This window comes from Leptospira inadai serovar Lyme str. 10 (genome assembly GCF_000243675.2).
GTDB classification, from domain to species: domain Bacteria; phylum Spirochaetota; class Leptospiria; order Leptospirales; family Leptospiraceae; genus Leptospira_B; species Leptospira_B inadai.
In genome coordinates, this window is the sequence record NZ_AHMM02000017.1 from 141076 (window position 1) to 163639 (window position 22564).

Consider the following 22564-nt stretch of genomic DNA (forward strand, 5'->3'; position numbering starts at 1 on the left):
AAAGGATGGGATGAATGTTTACGCCACGCAAAGGATTCGGAGAAAAGGAAAAGAAGTTCGATAAAAAAAGATTCGCGAAGTTACTCGGACTTTCCGTAACGATCGGTCTGCTCTCTGCCTTGCTTCTCAGATCCTGGATTCTTTTTCCGTTCCTTCCGGAGACCTCGGAAATGAATCCTGCGATTCCCAAAGGAAAAAGAGTCTATATCTATCGCTGGATTCAACCTTCCTCCTTATTTTTAGGGGATGTCGTTTTAGCGGAACATCCGACTCAGAGCGGAAGCGTGATTTTAGGAAGAATCGTAGGCAAGCCGGGGGATACTCTTTCCATGAAAGAGAAAGTTCTATTTCGGAATAATATACCGGAAACGGAAGGCAACCTACCCTATATCATTTCTCACCGCGATACTAGAAACGCCTTCCCCGCATTGCATTCGAATCGGGACAATTTTCCGGCTCTCTTAATCGAGGACAGAAATTTTTTTCTGCTATGCGATAATCGAGACGATTGTCTGGATTCCAGAGACTTTGGCCCGATTCCTTTCGAAAAACTCGTCGGCAAAGTGTTATAGGATTTTTTTCTTCCGGAAGATTTCGAAAGCGACTCCGGTCACGTCCGAAAAGGCGGATATGGAATCGTAATTTCGTTTTAAACGTTCCGAGAACTCCGGCCATCTGTCTTTCTTAGCCATAAATCCCCTATTGATCGGCTCATCGGCAATCACGATAAGATCAAACTGAAATCGATCCATCTCCGAGAGAAATTTTTTACGCAACTCTTCCTTTTGATCCGAGTCCACCCAAAGCCCGTAATCCAAAGTGAAATAGGAATCGAAGCCCAAGCCGTATCGTAAAATCGCAGCTAAAGAAAACGTTGCGCTATCCATCGGAACATAAGAGATCGTTTTCTTTTCGCTTCGTAATTCGGGAACGATTCGATCCAACTCTTCGTACAATCGCAACGGTTGCCATCCTTGGGCAAGGCGGGGACCGACGAGGCCGTTTCCTTTGTATAGCCGCAAGGAAATGTTTTGTTTTTTGAAATTGCAGTAAAGAATTCCGCAAAATAAGAAAATCGAAAAAAAGACGGTCGTTATCCTCGTCGACTCTTTATCGGAGAGAAATTTAATAAATGTGGAATATGCGCCTCCGACCAAAATCGCCGCCATGCATTGCAAAATCACCCAAGTCGGAATCAGATAATAATGAAATCCCCGAATTTGAATCCAGTAAGTTAAAAATCCAGCAAGTAAAGAAGGTAGGAGTAACGGAACTTCTCGATATTTTTTGGTAAAAATAAATAAGAAAAGTACGAGCAGGAAATATCCACCAAGCTTTCCATCTCTCGCGTTACTGAGCGGAATCAGAAAATCGGATACCGAAAACGAGACCAAGGAGAGAATCGAAGATTCCCAAGACGGCGTACGAAATAATCGATTATGGGTTTGGATATTCGATACCAGCGCATCCAGAATCGAAATCGCCTTTCCTGAGGCTAAAATAGGCCAAAAAAGAAGAATGAGAACGGATACGCCGGCAAAACAGGAAATGAGGATAGATATATATTCCTTTTTGGAAAACCTCGGCGGCCTTTGGCCTAATTTCCTAAATTGCATTATGAAAGAATAATATCTTTCTCCGATCAGGATGATCGGAAACAAAAGGAAGAAAGGCTTGATCATCGCCGAGAAGATGGAAACGGCGACTAGGATCGGTAATCTTCTAAACAATCGGGAATATTCTTCCCTAACCGAAGTATCTTCTCCTTTTTGCGGAAGGAGTAAATTCCAAAGCAGGAAAAGCGGAAGTAAGAAGATTGTTTCCCTCTGAAAACTCCCGTACGGAGCCGCTTCCTCCGGCAACATTAAAAATAAGAATCCGCCGACAATCGCGGAGACGAATCCTGAACTGCGATATAAAAATATACAAAGCAATCCGGCACAAATCAAAATCCAAACCAGTTCGGAAAGCCGAATCCCGAAATCGGAGGTCCCGAAAATGCGCAAAAGAAGCAAATTCGTCCAGTGGGTACCCGGTAGATTAAACGAATAAAATTCCAGATACGGTAATTTACCCGTTCCCAATAAAACGGATTCTATGCGCAGCTGAGATGCATCTAAGCTCAAATACGCCGGCCAACGCAGGAAGGATGAGTAGAATTCCAGTAGATTTGCCGCAAAACCGATGGCAATTCCGACGGAGATGAATAGGAGAAGCAACCGGATTTTCTGTGTTTTCATTCTTGAGTTTCGCTAAAGGAAGATCCCCTCTTAGTCCTGTTAATTTCAAGTGAAAATGATTGCTCTAAGTCCCTCTTTTCCCGTCAAAAAACGGATTTTCAGGAAGGTTTTATCCTAAAAATATGTTCCTGAGCGGGTTTCAACGCGCCCATCTCCACAGAAAGCCTAAGGAAAAAAGGGAAGAACATGACAAGAATCGCTATCAACGGTTTTGGAAGGATCGGAAGACTGGTATTTCGGGCCGGTATCAAAGATCCGAATCTCGAATTCGTAGCTATCAACGACCTCGTAACGCCGGATAACCTGGCCTATTTATTAAAATATGATTCTACCCATGGCCGCTACGACGGAACGGTGGAACACAGCGACAAAGAAATCATCATAGACGGAAAGAAAGTTCTCTGCGTTTCCGAACGGGACCCTGAAAAACTCCCCTGGAAAGATCTCAAGGTAGATTACGTCGTTGAGTCCACCGGTTTATTTACCGATCGAGCCGGAGCAGAAAAACACCTGAAGGCCGGGGCCAAAAAAGTAGTCATCTCCGCTCCCGCTAAGGATAAGGACATCCCGACCTTTGTGATGGGAGTCAATAACGAGAAATACAGCTCGGCAACCGATCACGTAGTATCCAACGCTTCCTGCACGACCAATTGCCTGGCTCCGATCGTAAAAGTGGTTCTGGACAATTTCGGAATCGAGGAAGGATTGATGACTACGATTCACGCGACCACATCCACTCAACCTACCGTAGACGGCCCCTCCAAGAAAGACTGGAGAGGTGGAAGAGGAGCCATGCAGAATATCATCCCGGCTTCTACCGGTGCGGCCAAAGCGGTCGGTCTTTGCATTCCTGAAGTGAACGGAAAACTCACCGGTATGTCTTTCCGGATTCCCGTTCCGGACGTTTCCGTCGTAGACCTCACGGTTCGAACCGTAAAAGAAACGAGTCTAAAGGAAATTTCGGCAAAAATAAAAGCGACTTCGGAAGGCGCCATGAAAGGAATTTTGGGGTACACCGATGAAATGGTCGTCTCCACCGATTTCTTGAGCTCCACGCTTTCCTCGATATTCGATCACGACGCGAGTATCGAATTGAATTCCCGCTTTTTTAAGCTGGTTTCTTGGTACGACAACGAAATGGGGTATTCCAATCGCGTTCTAGACTTAATTCGCTATATGGCAAAAAAAAGTTGATGATACAGCTACCTAGACTCGAGCACGAAGATCTTAAAGGTAAACGAGTCTTCCTCCGCGTGGATTTTAACGTTCCTATCGAAAACGGTAAAGTCACGGATTCGACCCGAATTGAAAAAACACTCCCGACTATCGAGCTCCTTGTAAAAAAAGGAGCCCGAATCATCATAGGAAGCCACCTTGGACGTCCGAAAGGAAAACCGGATCCTCAATTTTCGATGGAGCCGGTTTTTGAAGTCTTCAAAGGACTGACTAACGCGCCTGTTTCTTTCTCGAAAAATGTCGTCGGAGATCCGGTAGTCAAACTCTCCAAAGAATTGAAGGACGGGGAAATTCTGGTTCTGGAAAATTTACGTTTTCATAAAGAAGAAGAAGAGAACGATCTCGGATTTTCCAAGAAACTTGCGGCCTTGGCCGAGGTATACGTCAACGATGCGTTCGGAGCCGCACACCGGGCCCATTCTTCCACGGAAGGAATCGCGCATCTCCTTCCGTCCTTTGCCGGACTTTTGATGTACAAGGAAATCACGGAGCTGTCCAGCCTACTTTCCAGGCCTGCAAAACCCTTCGTAGCCATCATAGGCGGTTCCAAGGTCTCTTCAAAGATCAGTGTGATTAAAAATCTGATCGATAAAGTGGATCATATTTTGATCGGCGGGGGAATGGCTTATACCTTCCTCAAGTCGCGGGCGATTCCGGTGGGAAATTCCCTGGTCGAAAAGGATTTCGAAGTCGAGGCATTTCAATTAATCGAACGAGCCGGAGTAGCGGGAGTGGATTTTCAACTTCCCGTCGATCATATCATAGCTGATAAGTTCGATCCGAAAGCCAAAAGTAAAACCGTCGATAAGATGGGAATTTTGGACGGGTGGATGGGAATGGACATAGGTCCGAAAACGGTTTCAAATTATGAAAAAGTGATCAAGAACGCTTCGACTATCGTGTGGAACGGACCGATGGGAGTTTTCGAATTCGATAAATTTGCAGAAGGAACTATGGCAATTGCGAAAGCGGTCGCAAAGTCAAAGGCAAAAACCATCGTAGGCGGAGGGGATTCCATCGCGGCTATTAATAAGGCTAAAGTGGAAGACAAGATCACACACGTTTCTACAGGCGGGGGAGCCTCCCTGGAATTCTTGGAAGGGAAAAAACTTCCCGGCGTACAGGCTCTTCTTAAAAAAGCGGAGTAATCCGCTTTAGATTTTGATTATAGTCGAGGAAAGACGATATGCGACCTAAAATAATTGCCGGTAATTGGAAAATGAATCTCTCCCAAAAAGAGGCACTCGCATTGGCGATCGGACTCAAGGAGAAGTTGCCGTCGATTCAGAAGGACAAAAAGGCGATCGTCTTTCCTTCTACGATCCATCTTGCCTCTGTGGCTAAAATTTTAGAGGGTTCGCCGATTGGTGTGGGCGCTCAAAACATCTATCCATCTTCCTTGACCGCGATGACGGGGGAAACCAGTCCGGATCACCTGAAAGAACTCGGTCTGAAATTCGCCTTAGTCGGTCATTCGGAACGCCGGCAATTTTTGGGTGAGACTAACTTCTTTTGTAACCAAAAAGTCGCCTACCTAGCCTCCCATGAATTTACCGTAATTTACTGTGTGGGGGAAACACTGGCGGAACGGGAAGCCGGTAAAACCTTGGAAATTTTAGGAACGCAAGTACGGGAAGGTTTGGGAAACATTCCTAGCGATTTATTCTCCCGAATCTGGGTTGCTTACGAGCCGGTCTGGGCGATCGGAACCGGTAAAGTCGCCACTCCGACTCAGGCCCAAGAAGCACATTCCTTCCTTCGGAAAGAAATTGCGGGACTTTTCCAGAACGGGACCGAAATTGCGGCCTCGCTTCCGATCCTATACGGAGGATCCGTCAAACCGGATAACGTACAGGAACTTTTATCCCAGCCGGATATCGACGGTGGCCTAGTCGGCGGAGCCAGCCAAAAACTGGAAAGCTTCCTGGGTTTGTTTTAACCTCCTCTCCGAATCGAATCGGAATCTTTTTGCAATTAGAGAACGCCGGATCGTTGAACGGTTTGGACGGGTTTTTAATTGTCACCACGGACGCACAGCGTAGCTTGGATTGTGGCGGCTTCTTTTACCCCGCAAACCGACCCGATACTATATAGGATTTTTGCAATATGGGATTTATTACTGGAACTATTCTTGTCCTCTTCGTTTTCGTGAGCCTTTTTCTAATTCTACTGGTAATGATCCAAACTGGAAAAGGTGGAATGGGCGGCGTTTTGGGCGGAGGAGCAAGCCAATCGGTATTCGGTTCTTCGACGGCGGATGTCTTAACGAAAGCCACCCGTGTTGCAGGTCTCCTTTTTTTGGCACTCTCTTTGATTCTTTCTTTCCTTTTTGCTAAGACTAGTGGATACAATACGACTCCGGTTCCGGAGGTGGTACCAGCTCAGTCCGCTCCGGTTGATGGAACCCCAGAGAATCAAGGAGGCTCCAATGCCCAGCCAGCTCAGCCGACCCCAAACCCAGCGACTACTCCTCAGGGACAAGCCAAACCGTAAATTTATCCCTACAAAAAAGCCGAGATCGGTCGAAAGGATCCTTCTCGGCTGCGTTCTCTTACTTTTCATTACTGCATCTTCCGCGTTCTCCCAATCTCCAGATGCACAGAAATCGCAGGCCTCTAGTACGGCGCAGATCCTGAATCAAAGGATTTTAAAGGCCTATGAAAGTCTAGGAGTCGCTCGGGAACTCCTAAAATTGGAGCGAATGGAAAGCCTCCCTCAAGGGACGGTGGTCACTTGGGTAGGAAATTTTCCCAATCGAAAGGGAGTCAAAATCACTAAATTCTCCGTAACACAATCCCATCAAATTCCGGGTGGAATCGATCGATCGGAAGAGAAATCCATTTTGCTGGAATTTAACGGATCCACATTGTCCAAGGTCGAATCCGAAATCAAGACCGCTAATTACGCCACGGAAGATACCACTTCGGTGCGCATGACGGATAATACTCCGCTGGATAATAACGTGGACGACCTTATGATTCATGCCGATCGAAACGGTAGGGAGGCGCAATACCCTCTCAATTTTCTTCCGGACGAAGGCGTAAATCGGGAACGATCGGAATTTAAGAAGGAATTTTATCTAAAACTGATCGAAGATTTTTTCATCCACGTCCTCCGAATTCAGGAAATGCAGAACCAACAAACGGCGAAAAATCAAAAAAAATTACTGCAAACTTTTAAAGAATCCCTAGAATATTGATTCGGATGTCATCCCTAATGGAAAACCTCCACGAGCGGGCGGAGGAACTCCAAGCAATTCTCGACGGTATTACGGAACCCCTCGTATTGATCGATCCGGGGTTTAGGGTTCGTCGCGTAAACAGGGCCACCTTGGAGTTTTCGGAGGAGCCGGATTTCCCTACGGTATTGGGAAGGCAATGCTACTCCCTCTTATACAATCGTTCCGTCGTTTGCCCTTTCTGCCCCATGAAAGACCATCATGAAAACGAGTCCGATTTCAATCGTGAGTTCGAAGGTAGAAACGGTATCAGCCGCGAGATTTTCCATATTTCGAATCATCAAAAAGAAACCTTATATTTGGACTTCTTTCCCATCAAGAAAGACGGGAATGTAGTATCGGTTGTCGAGAAAATCAGCAATATAACTCGGATCAAAGAGAAAGAGGAGGAGAATCTCAGAATTCGGAACCTTGCCTCCCTCGGAATTTTCATCTCAGGCGTAGCCCATGAGTTGAATAACCCTCTCACCGGAATGAGCTTAACTCTACAAAATCTTATGAATAATCTTTCCAGCTTGGATCCGGATTTTTTCCGGAAAAGACTCGAGATGATTAAGGAAGATTTAACTAGAGCGGCGATGATCGTAGCGGATATCATCAGTTTTGCCAAACCCGATAAATTAGTAACTACTTCGGCCGATATTTACGAAACTATAATGAAAGCCAAGGATTCCGTTATTTGGGTTTACCCGGTTTTATCGAAGAACATAGAATGGGAAATATTTTGCGAGCCGGGGATTTATTTTCAATTCAATCCGGTAAAGATAGAAAGATTATTTATAAATTTATTTAAGAATTCCCTACAGGCATACGATTACGGCGAAGGCAAGATCCGAATAGAAGCCCGACGAACCAAAAATATGCTGCATATATTCGTCGAGGACACGGCAGGCGGAATTCCAGAAAACATGTTGGACAAAATCTTCTCTCCATTCTTTACTAAGAATAAATCGGGAGTCGGCACCGGTTTAGGATTATCGATCTGCCACTCCATCGTTAGGGAGCACAGCGGAGAACTGACGGTCCGCTCCTATGATCGCAAAACTAGGTTTAGAGTCTCCCTTCCCCTAGAACAACCTCGAGGGAACTGACTTTGTCCAAGCATCGAATCTTAGTCGTCGAAGATATTCATTCCATACGCGAAGCGATCAAGGATATTTTGACCCGCGACTACCAAGTATTCGACGCGGAAAATTACGACGAGGCGGTGCGGATTCTAACTTCTAATCCGGTGGATTTAGTCATTACCGATATACGAATGCCGGGAAAATCGGGTTTGGACCTGATCAAGACGATTCAGAAAGATCATCCGAACGTTTTATACTCCTTGATGACGGCGTATAATATTAACGATTACATAAAATTCGCATACGAGCATGATATCTGGAATATCATTCCCAAGTATTCCTTCCTTGATATTAACCTTATTTCCGTAATGGTCCATAAATTATTAAATAAGGACATATTCGGTGTGGAAAAATACTTCGGTCCCGGATTTTCCTTAATGGACGGCGAGCCCGAAGGATTCAGCCAACCGCCCGAAAACGGAGTCGTATTTAAAAAAATCAACTCCGATGACGAACGAAATTATTTATGCAACCGGATCGCAAAGTACCTGATCGAAAAAGGAGCTCCTAACGCGGTCCATCAAATTCTGGAGGAGTTGACCTCCAATGCTATGATTCGCGCCCCGAGAGATTCCAAAGGAAATTCCAAATACCAATTCGAGCTACCCTCCCGAGATCTAGTAGTTCCGCTTGAGAATATCCAGCTCGCGGATACCGATTATTTTGAAATCGGATACGGGATCGCCGATAATTCTTATATCATCGTAGTCCGAGACCATTTCGGATCCTTGAATAAAAAGGAAATCTTAAAACGTTTAGACAGACATATTACGGTGGAGGATACGAGCGGACTGCCTGCCGGCTTGGCCGATTCTCACGGAAGGGGTTTGTATATATGCCGGGAAATTTCCGACCAATTGATTTTCAATATCGCTAAGGAAAGAAAAACGGAAATCATCGCGTTGCTCGATAAGAAAACCAACAAGGGTTACAAATCCCTCTCCATTTACGAGGCGTGAAAAAAATCGGTTTATCTAGCCAGCTCTTGAAAGAGAACGATCTCCTTGGCCCCTTCCATAAACGCGGTTCCGACGGTTCCGGTCGAAAAAAATCGAAACGGTTTCTCCGAGGAAGAAATCCTCTCTTCCCGAAGCAAAACTCCCTTTTCGTTTAGAAAATATAAAATCCCTTCCGCCTCTCCCGCAAACCAAGAACCGGAATGAAAAACGGTTTGGTACACCGAATTCATCTTCGTCCTCTTCTTTTCGAAAAGTACCTTTCCGTTTTTTGAATACAATACCAGCGCGTCGGAAACTCCGGCAAGGACCTCACCTTCCTGGGAAACGGCAAGATTGATTTTATGAGGAAAGACTTTCCCCAAATTCCACTCTTCCTTTTCTCCTCCCCCATGATCAAAGACGCGGATATAATCCCGATTTCCTTTTAGAAAATGGACTGCGATCCGATTTCCGTCCGAAGAAAGCGCGAGGCTCTTTGCAAAAACAGGATCCTTGTCGCCGATCGTTTTTGAAAACAGAAGATTACCGGCACCGTCCAGAAGAAAAATCTCTCCGCCGGAAAAGAGAACCGCGCTCTCTCCTTTGGAAAGCGGCTTGGGAGAAAATGCCAGATCGGTCAGAAATCGTCCGTCCAGTTTTTTTATTCCTACCGGATTTCCGTTGATATCGGAAACCAAAACCTGGTTATTATCTCCCGACAAAAATAGGATTATATTTCCGTCCGGGTGAATTCGAGGATAACTTTTATATTCCTTAGTCCAAAGCAATTCCCCCGCTTCGGAAAAAAGTTCCACCGCCGATCCAATCTTTTTATAAGAAAGAAATCCTTTTGCGGTAATCGGATATTCGATTCGATTCGAATCATCGATCGAAGTTTCGGTTCCTTCCGGAATTCTTATATAATTCGATTTCGTTTTATATCCGTTTAATCTTTTTTCCGGTTCAAACGAGGTTCTCGGATCGGGAAACATTCCTAACTTTCCCTCCTTGCTCCAAGCCCAGGTCCTTTGGATCCCCCTGGCCGTGCCATAGGGATTTCCCAGAAAAAAATAAAAACCCAAAAAGAAAATCAGAGTTAATCCTGCAACCTGTGCAATCATGCGTTCTTCCTTAAGCGATCGTAAAGCAGGTACAATGCGGTCGTAGCGACGGCGTCGCGAAACAAATCTCGTTTGAACGGGAAGTAAAGTTCCTTAACCGTCGATCCTTTATCGCGAATGTATATTCCGATAAAGACCGTCCCGACTCTTTTGGTCTCCGTTGCCCCACCCGGTCCGGCAATTCCGGTAATACTGATTGTTAAGTCGGTATTCAATACTTTTGCGGCACCCTCCGCCATTTCTGTCGCAGTCTCGGAACTTACGGCTCCGTATGTTTCTAAGGTTTCCCGTCGAACTCCGAGCTGTGCCTGCTTAACCGAATTGGCATACGATACGATGGAACCGATAAAATATTCGGAGGACCCTGCGCGGTCCGTAAACAACTTAGCCACCAAACCTCCGGTACAACTTTCCGCAGTACCGACAGTCAGCTTTCTTTCGATTAACAATTTCGGTAATTCCTCAAAAACGTCTCCAGTACACAAATCGCCGTATTTTTCCAGAGTTGAGGTGATTAGTTGATCGACGACGTTTCGATCCGAGGATTGATATGTGACGCGTAAAAATCCGCGTTTTGCGGCGACTCCCCAGACGGCTTTTCCTTCTTTTAGAGAAGCGATTCCCTGTATGAACTCCTGCTGAAACGTCGATTCGCTCATTCCCCAGATGAATAGAAAATCTGAATGCAATTCCGCCGAATGGAATAAACGTTTTAGGATCGGACTCAGCTCGCCGGAAAACATAGCCGTCATTTCTTTAGGAACGCCCGGCATACATCCAAGGTGAACGTCCGGCCCCAGCTCCGACCAAAACCCCGGTGCAATTCCGACAGCATTCGGTAGAACCTTGGATTTGGAAGGAATCGAGACCTGACGAACGGCAGTTTCCAAGTTTTCTTCGAAGCGTCTTCCCCGTAAACGATAGATAGCTTTTAGTCGATCCAAAGCCGTCACATCCTGAACCGGTTGCGAGTCGGTCAGTCCGCATACGACCTCCAAAGTATAATCGTCTTCGGTGGGTCCTAAGCCTCCCGTCATTATGATAACGATAGGTCGATCAGCGGAGGCGCCGACCGTAAGAGATTTCAACTCGTTGCGAATCAGATCCGGAGAGTCCGGGAGAACTAGAAATTTTTCGACGATAAATCCGAGTCCGAAAAGTTCGTTAGCGATCCAAGACGAGTTCGTATCCTGACTGCGACCGGCTGTCAGTTCCGATCCCGTAGAAACGACTATAAAACGCGGAGAATTCATGCTTCTTTATCCAATCGCTCCGGAGCGGATACGCCCAATAAACCGAGTCCCAAAGATAGAACGGTTTGCGCTGATTTGCAAATTCGAGCCAAACCTAATCTAGTAGTCTCGTTCGCATCTTTCAACCGATTGTTCTTAGCGATATAGAATTGAGTAAAGGCTCGAGCTAAATTTTGAAGATAATTCGTAAGCCTATGCGGCTCCAAACTTTGTGCGGCATCGACTACTTCCTCCGGAAAGCGCGCCGCCCAAAAAAGCAAACGTTTCCTCTCTTCCGTCATTTCCAAATTTTCCAGTGCAGCCCGATTGGAGTCGGTCCCGACCTCCCTAAAAATGGACGAAACCCGAGCATGGGCATACTGGAGATAGAAAACCGGATTCTTATCCGATTCGTCCTTTGCCAGATCCAAATCGAAATCCAGGGGGGAATCCAAGGAACGCATGACAAAAAAATATCTAGCGACATCTTTCGCATGGTTTCCCAAATAACCGAGTAAATCCTCCATCGTCTGAAATTCCCCGGCTCTCTTGCTCATTTTCATTTTTTGTCCGGCCATTAATAAATTGACCTGTTGAGCGATCACGACTTGGAAATTTTCCTTAGCGAATCCGAGCGCCTGTACCGCCCCGGCCAGCCTCGCAATATAACCATGATGGTCCGGGCCCCAAATATCGATGATTCGATCGTAATTTCTTTCTATCTTATTTCTATGATATGCGATATCCGCTAATAAATACGTGGGACGACCATCGTCCCTAACCACTACTCTGTCCTTATCATCCCCATAATCGGTGGAACGAAAAACCTGCTTTCCGTCCTCCTCGAATATTTTTCCGGATTTTTTTAAATCTTCCAATACGGCCAAAACTTTGCCGGACTCATGCAAACTAGTTTCGGAGAAGAAACGATCGAATTCGACTCCGAATAAATCCAAATCCTTTCTTTGCCAAACGAGATTGGATTCTACCGCCCAAGCGGAACACTTCTCGGCGAGCAATCTGTATTGCGAAGTCTTTAAAAGGCTTCTTATTTCATTACCGATCTTTGGATCGTCGAGCAATCGCTTGGCAATCTCTTTCAAATATTCTCCGCGATAACCTTCCGAAGGAATTACGTTTTTTGCAAGTAGTTCGTCCAACGAAGTACCGTCTTCGGACTCTTGGACGGAGGAGGTTTCCCCTAATTGCTCCCGAATCCGAACAAGAGCGGATACTCCCAATAGAAAGACTTGATTTCCGTAATCGTTCACATAAAATTCTTTCTCGACCTTGTGTCCGACGGCCTTCAATACGTTTGCCATCGCATCACCGGTGGCAGCGGCCCTCGCCGAGACGATATTCAAGGGTCCCGTCGGGTTCGCACTTACGAATTCCAAATTTACCTTTTTGGAATGTGCTAGCTGCGGAAAGGCCTGTCCTGCTAAAACGGAAGATTCCAAAAATCGAATCAAATAAGAGGGGGAAATTCTGAAATTAACAAAACCGGGAGGAGTGCAATCCACCGTTTCGAATAGATCGGTTTTCTTCCGCAGGATTTCGACCAAACTAGCGGCGGACTCCATCGGCTTACGCCCTAAAAGTTTAGAATTCTCCAGTGCGAACGACGTCGAGTAATCGCCGAAGGATTCCTCTCTAGAATATTCGATTCTGATTTTAAGATCCGAAGGGTTGACGGAAGTCGCTTCGGTCTTGCAATATACTTCGATAGCTTCGTTTAGGACGGAGAGTACGGTTTGTTTGATAGTTTCCGTTTCTTTCATTCTTACGGTTTTTGTTTTCCTATTTTTTGGAAGAAGTCCGATCCCAATCAGGGAACAAACGCTTGGACGAGACTGTTTCCCAACTTTTGTCCAAGGACTTTAAGACCACATTCTTTTCCCTAAGGATACATTCAAGAGATACGCAACTTCTGCCTTCTTCCCGAAGAGCCGGTTTAGGGAGGGAATCTTTCTTACCCCACCGAATATCCAGAAGGATAAGAAATAATAGGCCTATCGTATAGATGAGAACGAAACAAGTTTTAAAGACTTTATCCAAGAGCTTCTCCCAGGGATTCGTAAAGCATTGCCTCGGATTTTAATCTTCGGCCGAGCAAGGGCTTAAGCGCCCGGTTACTCAACCTATCCGCTTCCTTGAGGAGTTCAAGGGAAATCTTTTCTTCCTTTAAATCCTTGTACCGGCTACGAAGACAATCGAATATCAGCCTGACCAAACCGACTCTATCAGGATTGGGGGTACGACAATCTCCGCAGATGACGTCGAAATGTTCATCCTCCAAACTGCAGGAACTCATCTCCCCCAGTTCTTTCCCGCAAACCGAACAAGAAATTTCCTTGGAGATAAATCCCGCGACGTACAGCAATTTGAACTTAAAAAAAGGCAGGAAAATCGGACGATATCCTCGCTCGTCCAATTCCTTTAGCGCGGCATATAATAACTTGTATTCCTGCGGATGGACGCCGCCTTCCGTCAAGAATGAAGACACTAACTCGACTATATAGGATACCAACACCGTCCCAGCGTACCCCGTCTTTGCATTATCGAAACGTTCTAGGAGGCCGATTTCCTTCACGTTGAACGTATCCCGTCCCTGAGTCATATAATAATCCAAAGCGGTTAACGATCCCGGCTCGACCGCGGCGATGGGACGCGATTTACTCTTCTTTATTCCCTTAACCCGAAAACTCGCGACCTCGCCTTCCTCCGGTAGAAGTCTTAGGAAAGCGTCTCCTTCCGAAAGAATACGGCTCTCCATTACGATGCCCTTCGTCTTTCTTAATGCTCCAGAATGAGATCCAGACACAGGTCCTCCTTCCTCTTCATCAACTCTTCGTCTATAGGCCCCCTCTCATGATCGTATCCGATCAGATGAAGAAAGCCGTGCACGAGTAAACGGAAGAATTCGTCCTCTTCCGTATGTCCGATTTCCCTGGCTTGGACCTTGCAAGTGTCCCAGGAGATTACGATCTCACCCAGACTCAAAATTGGCCCGAAGCCGAGTTTACTTTTATCCGGAGGTAAGACCCAAGGTTCCGTATCGAAACTTAATGGAAAAGATAATACGTCCGTCTCCTTATCTTTATTCCTGCGAACCCGGTTGATCTCCCGGATCGCTTCGTCGTCGACGAGAAGAATGGAAAGAGAGCATTCTGTTTGAGGAAAGGAAAATTCCAAGAGTTTCCTTATTCTTGGTAGGAGTTCATCGCTCGATAACCAGTACGGAAGTAGATTTTCCGGAATATCCGGGGAAAAATCGATCAAACTCGAACCTAAGAGGCCTTTCTCCCGGATTTAAGGAGAACGTTCTTATTCTTCTCTTCCAAAGCCTTCGTTTCTTCCGGCTTGGGATATTTAGGCCGGGAATGTAGGCTTGAAAGAAGGACTTCCTTGAAGGAGGATTTTACGACTTCCAAGTCGCCTAGAGTCAAACCGCACTCGTCCAATTGATTCTCTGCCAGCTTACTATTTACGATTTTTGTAATAAGATTTTCCAAAGCCTCGGGAGTAACTTCCTCCAGAGACCGGCTAGCCGCTTCCAAGCTATCCGCAATCATGACGATCGCCGTTTCCTTCCTCTGGGGTTTGGGTCCGGGATATTGAAAATCTTCCTTTCTTAATTTCTTTCTTTGGGACGGAGAAAGTTCCGTTAACGCTTTATGATAAAAGAACGCCATCGTGGAGGTGCCGTGGTGTTCGGGAATAAAATCGATTACTTCCCTAGGAAGTCTGGCTTTCTTTGCCATTTCGATTCCGTCCAGGACATGATCGATTACGATCTTAGCCGCCAATGCCGGGTTATTCTTATCGATATTCTCTTTCTTAGGAATTAAATGCTGATTCTCGACAAAGAAGCCCGCGTTCGGAATCTTTCCGATATCGTGGAAATAGACCCCGACCCGCGTTAAAAGCCAATCCAGCTCCAAATTCTGAGCCGCCCTTTCCGACATTGCCGCCACTAAAAACGTGTGGGTGTAGGTCGAAGGCGCCTTCGTCAAAAGGCTCTGTAGCAACGGATGCCCCGTATCGGCCAATTCCATCAGTTTAAAACGGGTCGGTATGTTGAATACGTATTCGTAAATCGGCAATAATAATTGGGTCAGAGTGGAACAAACAAACCCGTTCACCAGGCAGAGCAGATATAATTTAAATATATTAGATTCCCATAAATCTCTTAAATACGAGCCTGAGGGAACCGCGACCCAGTAATTTCTAGAATCGAAAAGATATCCGGAGGACGAGATCAACATTTGAACCAAAGCCATATAGAATCCGGCCTTGATAAAATCGATACGCTTACGCATTTTCCGGCCGTAAGTGGCCGCCACGACCGTCATTACGAAGGCCAGAATGAAGGAGGTCGGATTATATCTGGATGCCGCAAAAACGAAAAAGGCAAGGAAGAACCCGATCGCGATCGACAATTGCTCATCGTAAACCATCGATAATATCAGACATACCATTCCGGTGGGAACGACTAGGGCGAAATAAAAGGCGGAATCATAACTATTTTCGAAATTATAGAAAGCTTTAGATGCGAGATAAGCCCAAAGCACGAGCGCCCAAATCAAGGTAAAAACGATCACGTTACTGGAAACGTCATTTAAGCGCTTCGGATTATATTTCTTTAGGAAAGCATAGACGATAATTACGAAAATGGACTGAATCAATAAAATCGAAAGTATCGAAGCGATATTGGCACGGGTCGCATATTTATTAACGATTAATAATTTTTGATAAATGTCCCGAGTGATGATCTCCCCGGCGCGGACGATGATCTCTCCGGCATTGATCCGACTGTTTACCGGCTCGGCACGGTCCATCGCAAACTTCTTTTGAGCGGCGGTTTCCTGGGAGTTATACGTGCAGGCAGGGTTGGAATATATGTATGTGAGAGAAAGTCTTTGAATTATCCCTAGCAACAACGGATCAATGGTTTGGAGTTTTTCGGAAGCGATCCTATTTAAGGTGATGATCGTCGCATCATCCCGGTACAAAAACGTTCGGGGAATCACTTGACTTCCCTCTAGCGAGGACACCTGTTCTTTATTGCTACCCGCGCCCGCATTCCGAACCCTCGCTTCCACCGTCCGTACGGACGAATAGTCGGGAGGCGAATCCCGCAAAATGCAAAAATTGGAAAAGACGAGATTGCTATATTGAAGCACCATGTCCCGTACTCGTGCCTTACTGGGAGCTTTGAGTAAGGTTTCCAACTCTTCCTTGGACCTATTTTTCCAGCGAGGGGCGATGTTCAATAGTTCCTGCGCGCCCTTTCCTTCGGCACTCGGTCGAAAATTACGATAATTTTCCATATCCTCTTGGATTGCCGGTCGAATCGTTTCCGTTAGAATGGCGTAATCCCTATCGAAGAAATTCGGAGCGGATTGAAATGCCTTCAGCTTCTTAGCCTTGGTTTTTTCCTCATCTTCGTAAACGATGTCCTTGGTGGAAACGATCTTGTCCAGAGCGGTCTTCCCTTCGGAGTAAGGACCGTCCGGCGATAGATCGATTTTATCCTGGCCGAAAAAAGGGATAGCAAGCATCCAAGTCACGACGAGCAAGGTGATTACCGTAAGCGTGACCTGGAATTTTCTCACAAAGGAAATCGGGCGCACCTTGGTCAAGGTATCCGTAATCCAAGCCATTCCGTTTTCTAAGTGAGAACTTAAGGAAAACATTTCTTTATAACTCTTCGAATTTCCTCACGATGGTTTCCACCAAAGGATGTCTGGTAATATCTTCCTTTCCAAAAAATATCTGACCAATACTTTCCGTACTTCTGAATAAATTTACGACCTTATCGAAACCGGAGCGCCCGTGCTCCAAATCGATCTGCGTGACGTCCCCGGATATACACATACGGGAGTTTCTGCCTAAACGAGTCATAATCATTTTAAGTTGGGACAAAGTGCAGTTTTGGGCCTCGTCCAAAATGATGAAACTTTTAGACAACGTACGCCCTCTCATAAAGGCAACGGGAGCGATTTCGATCTTCGTTAAGGCGATATATTCCTGGGTCTTTTCGAAACCGATGCATTCGTTCAAAGCGTCGTAAACGGGTCGCAAATAAGGGTCTACTTTTTGATTCAGATCGCCGGGGAGAAAACCGAGATTTTCTCCCGCTTCCACTGCAGGGCGGGTAAGTACGATTTTATCGACCATTCCGTTCTGTAGGAATCTACACGCCATTGCGACGGATAAGAAGGTTTTTCCGGTTCCGGCGGGACCGATGCCGAACGTGATCAGATTATTTAAGAAAGATTGAATATACTTATCCTGGTTTTTGGTTCTAGGATAGAGATGTTTACCTCGATATGTGGTAAGAATCTTTTCAGAGGGCTTAAAGGGTTCGTCCTCGCCTTTTCGTTCTTCCTTCTTTCTTTCCTTCGTAACCTGCTTTAAAAGGTAGGCAAAGTCGAAGGAATCCGTGAACTCCCTGTCCGGGCGATCTCGGTAATTCGTTTCAAGAAGATGAAAAAAATCTAATGCAAAATCGACCTTAGGCGAATTACCTTCCAGTTGGAAACCGTTCCCTCTCGGGATCAAATCCACCTCTAATTGTTTTTCCAGGATCTTTACTCCACTATCGTTGATCCCGCAGATTTTACGATAGAGATCCTGGCTCTCGAAAATAAATTGTTCTTTCCTGATGGGGTTTATACCTTTACTAGTCTTAACTTCAGCTCTTGCAGTTGCTTTTCCTCTACCGTCGAAGGGCATTCGCTCATCAAACAAACGCCTTTCTGAGTTTTGGGAAATGCGATCACATCCCGAATCGATTTCCCGCCAGTCATTAGCATTAAAATCCTATCGATTCCGAACGCGATTCCACCGTGAGGTGGAGCTCCATATTCCAGGGCATCGAGAAGGAATCCGAATTTTTCCTTCGCTTCTTCGGGACCGATTCCTAAAACGGAAAAGACTTTATTTTGAATGTCCCGGGAATGAATCCGAATGGATCCTCCTCCGATTTCGACTCCGTTTAGAACGAGATCATAGGCTTTTGCGAGCGAATCACCCGCCCCCTTTTGGAGCGCCTCTTCGGAAGAAAAAATTTCCAAGCTTTCGTCCCCTGGAGAAGTGAACGGATGATGCAGTGAATCCCAACGCTTCGCGTCCTTATTCCATTCAAACATCGGAAAATCCACAATCCAGGAAATATGGAAGCTCCCTTCCTGCGGTTTGTCAAATCTTTCCGATAACTTTAGACGTAACGCTCCTAGGGAATGGTTCACGATTCCGGCTTCATCCGCACCGAAGAAGACCATGTCTCCCTCTTTGGAGCCGACCGCTTTTTGGATTGCCTGCAGGCTTTCCTTAGAAAAGCGTTTCGTAATCGTGGATTCGAGACCGTCCGTTCCGTGCTTCATGTAAGCCAGGCCCTTGGCCTTATAATCCCGGTTTAGCCAAGCCGTCAGGTCTTCGATTTCCTTACGGGAAATGACCGACCCGCCCGGCACGCAAATCGCTTTTACAACGCCTCCGCTCTCGACCGCTCCGGAGAAGACTTGGAAATCGCTGTCTTTTACGAATTCGGAAACGTTCACGAGTTTCATTCCAAAACGCAAATCCGGTTTGTCGGAACCGTATTCTTCCATCGCCTGTTTGTAAGGCATGCGGGAAAAAGGTCCCTTGAACGAAACGCCGAATACTTCCTGGAACACCGTCGAGAATAGACCTTCGATTTCGCTCAAGATTTCCTCCTGGGAAACGAAGGCGAATTCCATATCCAATTGCGTAAATTCAGGCTGTCTATCCGCGCGCAAATCCTCGTCGCGGAAGCATTTTACGATCTGAAAATATCTTTCAACTCCGCCGACCATTAGAATTTGCTTAAATATCTGAGGGGATTGGGGAAGTGCGTAAAACGAATTCGGATTCAACCTGGACGGAACTAAAAAGTCCCGGGCGCCCTCCGGAGTCGACTTATTAAGAATCGGAGTTTCTATCTCCAAGAATCTTCTGGAATTCAGATAATTACGGATAGCGAAAATGAATTCATGTCGCTTAACGATTCTATTTTTTAATTCGTCGCGACGAAAATCCAGATAGCGATATTTAAGCCTATGCTCTTCGGATATTTCCTCGAATTCATCCAGAGAAAAAGGAGGTGTCTTGGCGCCGTTTAAGATCTGCAATTTATCGACTATGAGTTCTACCGTTCCGGTTTGCATCTTAGGATTGACGCTTTCAGGATCTCTCTTCCGCAGGATTCCTTGCACGGCAATCACATACTCGGAACGAATTTTTTCGGCAAGGTGGAAGTCCTCGCCTAAAATTTCCTTTCGGAGAACGACTTGCAATATCCCGGTGCGATCTCTCAAATCTACGAAAATGACTCCGCCTTGGTCGCGGAAGCGGAAGGCCCAGCCGAACAGTCCGATCGTCTTTCCTTCCTGCGCTTGAGTAGTCTCTCCCGCCCAAGATCTGTTCCTGTAATTATTTAGAATCCAATCTTCCAAAAAAATTCCGTTCCTTTTATGAGTATCTATGATTTCCGCGGTGCTTTCGTTCATTCTTACCGTCTGCTAAACGAATTAGATGTTATCAAATCTGGAAAGTTCGGGCCTGAAGGCAAGTGGAAAAGAACCGGTAGGTCCTGAACGGTTCTTGGCTACTATGATTTCGGCGGTTCCCGGCCTAACACTATCGTCCTGCTCGCCGTCTTTACCGGTTCCCCGATAGATGAAAGTTACGATATCCGCATCCTGTTCGATGGCACCCGACTCGCGAAGGTCGGCCAATTGAGGTCGTTGATCCTTGGACCTTTGTTCGATGGAGCGGTTCATCTGAGACAAGGCCACGACGGGACATCTCGCCTCTTTTGCGATTTGCTTCAGGGTGCGGGAGATAGAAGCCACTTCTTGTTGTCTTCCGCCGTCTCGACTTTTAGGATCGCTCATGAGCTGAAGATAATCCACGATGATTAATCCCAAAGTCTCGTTCGTCAGTAGCTTACGGATCCTTCCCTTAAAATCGTCCACAGTCAGCGCTCCGGAGTCGTCTATGTAGATGGGCGCCGAGGTAACCTTAATAATCGCGTCTAAAAGCTTGGGCGCGTCCGATTTGGTTACTTCGGAGCGCTTGAGTTTATTGGATTCGACCTGGGCGTGTGCGCAAACTAGTTTGAGTAGGAGCTCCATCCTACTCATCTCCAGAGAAAAGATCACGACCGGTTTATTATGCATCAGCGCGACATTCGAAGCAATATTCATTGCAAGCGTCGTCTTTCCGTTTCCGGGACGGGCCGCTAAAACCATCAGCTCGTATTCCTTCAAACCGGAAGTCATTTCATCGAACTGAGTAAAGTTGGTTCGAAGACCTTTGATCTGGCCCCGACTCTGCATGATATCCTTTATATATTCGGATAAGGCGGCCTTGTCCTGAGAAACCGGAAGCAAACCTTTTACATCCGTAGCTCTGGAAACTTCGGTTAGGCTCCTCTCGATTTGGTTAAAAACGGATTCGTTTTCGCCAGGCTCCTTTTGAACTAATTCGAGAGCGCTATGCAAAAGTTTCGCGTACGTTCTACGTTCGGAAAGGCGCTTGATTCTTTCCGCATAATAACCCAGCGGATGCGAGACAACGGTATCTCTATATAGGGAATAGATATATTCGTATTCTTTTTCCGGATCTTTGAGGAGCGAATTTTCTTTTAAGAAATTAAGAACGGAAACCGGATCGATCGCAGTTCGTTTATCGACCAGATCTAGGATGGCTTTATAAACTCGTCTATGAGTGTCATGATAAAAGTCTTCCGCTTGAAGCGGAATATCTACCAAGTTTTCGGCTCCCTTTAAGAGCAAGAAACCCAAGAAGGACTTCTCGGATTCAAGTTCGAAAAGGGAGTCGGCTTGCATTTGGCTAAAATCAGCCTTGGGCTAGGGCTTCTTCCTCTTTCTTCACGTTAACGGTGATCGTCGGGAGGATACCTTCCGCCAAGCGGACTTTCAATTTATAGGAACCCAAATTACGGATAGGCTCGGGAAATTCGATCTTACGCTTATCGACTTCATAACCGTCTTTCTTTAAAAGAGAAGCGACGTCCGCGGCAGTGACCGCGCCGAACAATTTGTCTCCGCCGCCGGTTTTAACGACGATATCGAATTCTTTTCCGTTCAAGCCGGAGGAAACCGATTCCATAGCTTTTTTACGTTTTTCTTTTTTAAGATCCGCTAATCTTTTCTGATGGATCGCCATCTTGGTTTTGCCTTCGTCGGCACGAACCGCTAAGCGTTGCGGAAAAAGGTAATTACGAGCGAATCCGTCCGCAACTTCCTTGATATCCCCGGCGTCACCCAGGTTTGACACGTCTTTTTGTAAAACAACTCTCATTCGTGCTCTCCTCAGTTCACCTTAAAGGGAAGAAGACCGATACTACGTGCTTTGCGAATCTCGCGAGCAAGAATTCTCTGGTATTTCGCGGAAGTACCGGTGATTCTGCGAGGGATGATCTTACCGCGATTGGTAATGAATCTTTCCAAAAGCTCGATGTTCTTATAGTCGATCTGCTTTGCAAGTTCGGGGTCCGCGGTAAAGCGGCAAACTTTCTTCTTATATTTATTCTGTTTTTTGGGAGGACGGCCGCCTTCGTGTTCCCCGGCGGGTATTCCGTCCATGGAAGCTTCTGCTCTTCCAACTTCTTCTTGTACTTCGTTCTCTGCCATTGTTTCGTGTCCTCGTTAAAAGGGTATATCGTCGTCGGTTCCGGAACTTCCGAACTCTTCGTGAGAAGTAGTCGCGTAGGAAGATCCGCCTGTAGCAGCGGATGAACCGTAGTCTCCGCCCCCACTTTCCTTAGCTCCGATCATCTGGAAGTTCTCCACGACGATCCGGATCCGGGAGGCTTTCTTGCCTTCCATGGTTTCCCAGGTATCCTGCTTGAGTCGTCCTTCGACGACGAGCTGCTTGCCCTTCTTACAGTATTGCTGGATGATATCTGCTCCCTTGCCCCAAGCCTCACAGTCGAAGAAATGAGTTTCCTCTTTCTTCTCACCGTTGGAGACGTAGGTTCGGCCGTTAGCCAGGGAAAAATTCACCAGGGAAGTCCCGTTCACCGTTTTAAATTCCGGATCTCGGGTTAGGCGCCCAACCAGGGTCACCCGATTGATATCGTTAGCCATTGAGCCGGACGATCATAGAACGGAGAAGATTCTGGTTTAGCTTGAAGTCTCGTTCTACCTTTTCGATTGCTGCTTGTTCTGCGTTTACCTTGAAATGAGTGTAGGTCCCGTAGTCCTGGTGTTTAATGGGATGCCAAAGTTTTTTTTGGCCCCAATCTTCTTCGGCGGTCACGTTGACGGAATGCTTTTTGAAGATGTCAACAACTTCAGTCTTAGCGGCTTCCTTCGCGGTAGAACGCGTAATTGTGGTTATCTCGTAGTTTCTCAAAAGTTTCTCCTATGGAAAAA

At 46.2% G+C, this 22564-nt stretch carries 23 protein-coding genes; 8 read left to right on the forward strand and 15 right to left on the reverse strand.

Annotated elements, in window-relative coordinates; translation table 11 throughout:
• Positions 1 to 14 precede the first annotated feature (14 nt).
• Positions 15 to 572: a signal peptidase I gene (gene lepB, locus LEP1GSC047_RS09950; protein WP_010418592.1), complete on the forward strand. Its 558-nt coding sequence runs from the start codon at positions 15 to 17 to the stop codon at positions 570 to 572.
• On the opposite strand, the gene LEP1GSC047_RS09955 is transcribed toward lepB, so the two are convergent.
• The gene (locus LEP1GSC047_RS09955; RefSeq protein ID WP_010418590.1) at positions 567 to 2240 is read right to left on the reverse strand and encodes a hypothetical protein; all 1674 of its coding nucleotides are present in this window, start codon (positions 2238 to 2240) and stop codon (positions 567 to 569) included. The genes lepB and LEP1GSC047_RS09955 overlap by 6 nt on opposite strands.
• Before the next feature lie 186 nt (positions 2241 to 2426).
• On the opposite strand from LEP1GSC047_RS09955, the gene gap reads away from it, so the two are divergent.
• From gap to LEP1GSC047_RS09990, 7 genes are all read left to right on the forward strand, one after another.
• Positions 2427 to 3434 (forward strand): type I glyceraldehyde-3-phosphate dehydrogenase, encoded by a 1008-nt coding sequence (gene gap / locus LEP1GSC047_RS09960; protein WP_010418586.1) that lies wholly within the window; start codon positions 2427 to 2429, stop codon positions 3432 to 3434.
• Positions 3435 to 3436: 2 nt separating this feature from the next.
• The gene (locus tag LEP1GSC047_RS09965; RefSeq protein ID WP_180993200.1) at positions 3437 to 4624 is read left to right on the forward strand and encodes a phosphoglycerate kinase; all 1188 of its coding nucleotides are present in this window, start codon (positions 3437 to 3439) and stop codon (positions 4622 to 4624) included.
• Between the two features lie 38 nt (positions 4625 to 4662).
• Positions 4663 to 5415 carry a triose-phosphate isomerase gene (tpiA, locus tag LEP1GSC047_RS09970; protein ID WP_010418581.1) on the forward strand — a complete coding sequence of 251 codons (753 nt, stop codon included), beginning with the start codon at positions 4663 to 4665 and terminating at the stop codon, positions 5413 to 5415.
• 167 nt (positions 5416 to 5582) lie between these two features.
• The gene (gene secG, locus LEP1GSC047_RS09975) at positions 5583 to 5969 is read left to right on the forward strand and encodes a preprotein translocase subunit SecG (RefSeq protein ID WP_010418579.1); all 387 of its coding nucleotides are present in this window, start codon (positions 5583 to 5585) and stop codon (positions 5967 to 5969) included.
• The gene (gene lenA / locus LEP1GSC047_RS09980) at positions 5905 to 6675 is read left to right on the forward strand and encodes an endostatin-like outer membrane lipoprotein LenA (RefSeq protein ID WP_020988712.1); all 771 of its coding nucleotides are present in this window, start codon (positions 5905 to 5907) and stop codon (positions 6673 to 6675) included. Before secG ends, lenA begins: the two co-directional genes overlap by 65 nt.
• 5 nt (positions 6676 to 6680) lie before the next feature.
• A complete protein-coding gene (locus tag LEP1GSC047_RS09985) occupies positions 6681 to 7805 on the forward strand; it encodes an LIC_12097 family sensor histidine kinase (RefSeq protein ID WP_039934604.1) in 1125 nt (374 codons plus the stop codon).
• A gap of 2 nt (positions 7806 to 7807) precedes the next feature.
• A complete protein-coding gene (locus LEP1GSC047_RS09990; RefSeq protein WP_010418571.1) occupies positions 7808 to 8800 on the forward strand; it encodes a response regulator transcription factor in 993 nt (330 codons plus the stop codon).
• Between the two features lie 11 nt (positions 8801 to 8811).
• On the opposite strand, the gene LEP1GSC047_RS09995 is transcribed toward LEP1GSC047_RS09990, so the two are convergent.
• The 14 genes from LEP1GSC047_RS09995 to rpsF form a co-directional block, all read right to left on the reverse strand.
• Positions 8812 to 9900: a WD40 repeat domain-containing protein gene (locus LEP1GSC047_RS09995; RefSeq protein WP_010418568.1), complete on the reverse strand. Its 1089-nt coding sequence runs from the start codon at positions 9898 to 9900 to the stop codon at positions 8812 to 8814.
• Positions 9897 to 11153: a nicotinamide-nucleotide amidohydrolase family protein gene (locus tag LEP1GSC047_RS10000; RefSeq protein ID WP_010418564.1), complete on the reverse strand. Its 1257-nt coding sequence runs from the start codon at positions 11151 to 11153 to the stop codon at positions 9897 to 9899. The genes LEP1GSC047_RS09995 and LEP1GSC047_RS10000 overlap by 4 nt, the downstream gene beginning before the upstream one ends.
• Positions 11150 to 12913: an arginine--tRNA ligase gene (gene argS / locus LEP1GSC047_RS10005; protein WP_010418562.1), complete on the reverse strand. Its 1764-nt coding sequence runs from the start codon at positions 12911 to 12913 to the stop codon at positions 11150 to 11152. The genes LEP1GSC047_RS10000 and argS overlap by 4 nt, the downstream gene beginning before the upstream one ends.
• 19 nt (positions 12914 to 12932) lie before the next feature.
• Entirely contained in the window at positions 12933 to 13190 is a 258-nt protein-coding gene (locus LEP1GSC047_RS10010; protein WP_010418559.1) for a hypothetical protein, read from the reverse strand.
• Positions 13183 to 13956 carry a DNA repair protein RecO gene (recO, locus tag LEP1GSC047_RS10015; RefSeq protein WP_039934606.1) on the reverse strand — a complete coding sequence of 258 codons (774 nt, stop codon included), beginning with the start codon at positions 13954 to 13956 and terminating at the stop codon, positions 13183 to 13185. Before recO ends, LEP1GSC047_RS10010 begins: the two co-directional genes overlap by 8 nt.
• Entirely contained in the window at positions 13929 to 14327 is a 399-nt protein-coding gene (gene ybeY / locus LEP1GSC047_RS10020; protein WP_039934803.1) for an rRNA maturation RNase YbeY, read from the reverse strand. Before ybeY ends, recO begins: the two co-directional genes overlap by 28 nt.
• Before the next feature lie 95 nt (positions 14328 to 14422).
• Positions 14423 to 16831, reverse strand: coding sequence for an HD family phosphohydrolase (locus LEP1GSC047_RS10025; RefSeq protein ID WP_010418552.1), 2409 nt, complete (start codon positions 16829 to 16831; stop codon positions 14423 to 14425).
• A gap of 4 nt (positions 16832 to 16835) precedes the next feature.
• Positions 16836 to 17804 (reverse strand): PhoH family protein, encoded by a 969-nt coding sequence (locus tag LEP1GSC047_RS10030; protein WP_039934804.1) that lies wholly within the window; start codon positions 17802 to 17804, stop codon positions 16836 to 16838.
• A 5-nt stretch (positions 17805 to 17809) separates the two neighbouring features.
• Entirely contained in the window at positions 17810 to 19615 is a 1806-nt protein-coding gene (gene aspS / locus LEP1GSC047_RS10035) for an aspartate--tRNA ligase (RefSeq protein WP_039934807.1), read from the reverse strand.
• A gap of 75 nt (positions 19616 to 19690) precedes the next feature.
• Positions 19691 to 21013, reverse strand: a complete 1323-nt coding sequence (gene dnaB / locus LEP1GSC047_RS10040; RefSeq protein ID WP_010418544.1) for a replicative DNA helicase — start codon at positions 21011 to 21013, stop codon at positions 19691 to 19693.
• Between the two features lie 10 nt (positions 21014 to 21023).
• Complete coding sequence (gene rplI, locus LEP1GSC047_RS10045) at positions 21024 to 21488, reverse strand: 50S ribosomal protein L9 (RefSeq protein WP_010418540.1); 465 nt, start codon at positions 21486 to 21488, stop codon at positions 21024 to 21026.
• A gap of 11 nt (positions 21489 to 21499) precedes the next feature.
• Positions 21500 to 21820 (reverse strand): 30S ribosomal protein S18, encoded by a 321-nt coding sequence (gene rpsR, locus LEP1GSC047_RS10050; RefSeq protein WP_010418539.1) that lies wholly within the window; start codon positions 21818 to 21820, stop codon positions 21500 to 21502.
• Positions 21821 to 21835: 15 nt separating this feature from the next.
• A complete protein-coding gene (locus LEP1GSC047_RS10055; RefSeq protein ID WP_010418537.1) occupies positions 21836 to 22276 on the reverse strand; it encodes a single-stranded DNA-binding protein in 441 nt (146 codons plus the stop codon).
• On the reverse strand, positions 22269 to 22544 hold the full coding sequence (gene rpsF, locus LEP1GSC047_RS10060) for a 30S ribosomal protein S6 (RefSeq protein WP_010418535.1): 276 nt from the start codon (positions 22542 to 22544) through the stop codon (positions 22269 to 22271). Before rpsF ends, LEP1GSC047_RS10055 begins: the two co-directional genes overlap by 8 nt.
• Positions 22545 to 22564: the final 20 nt, after the last annotated feature.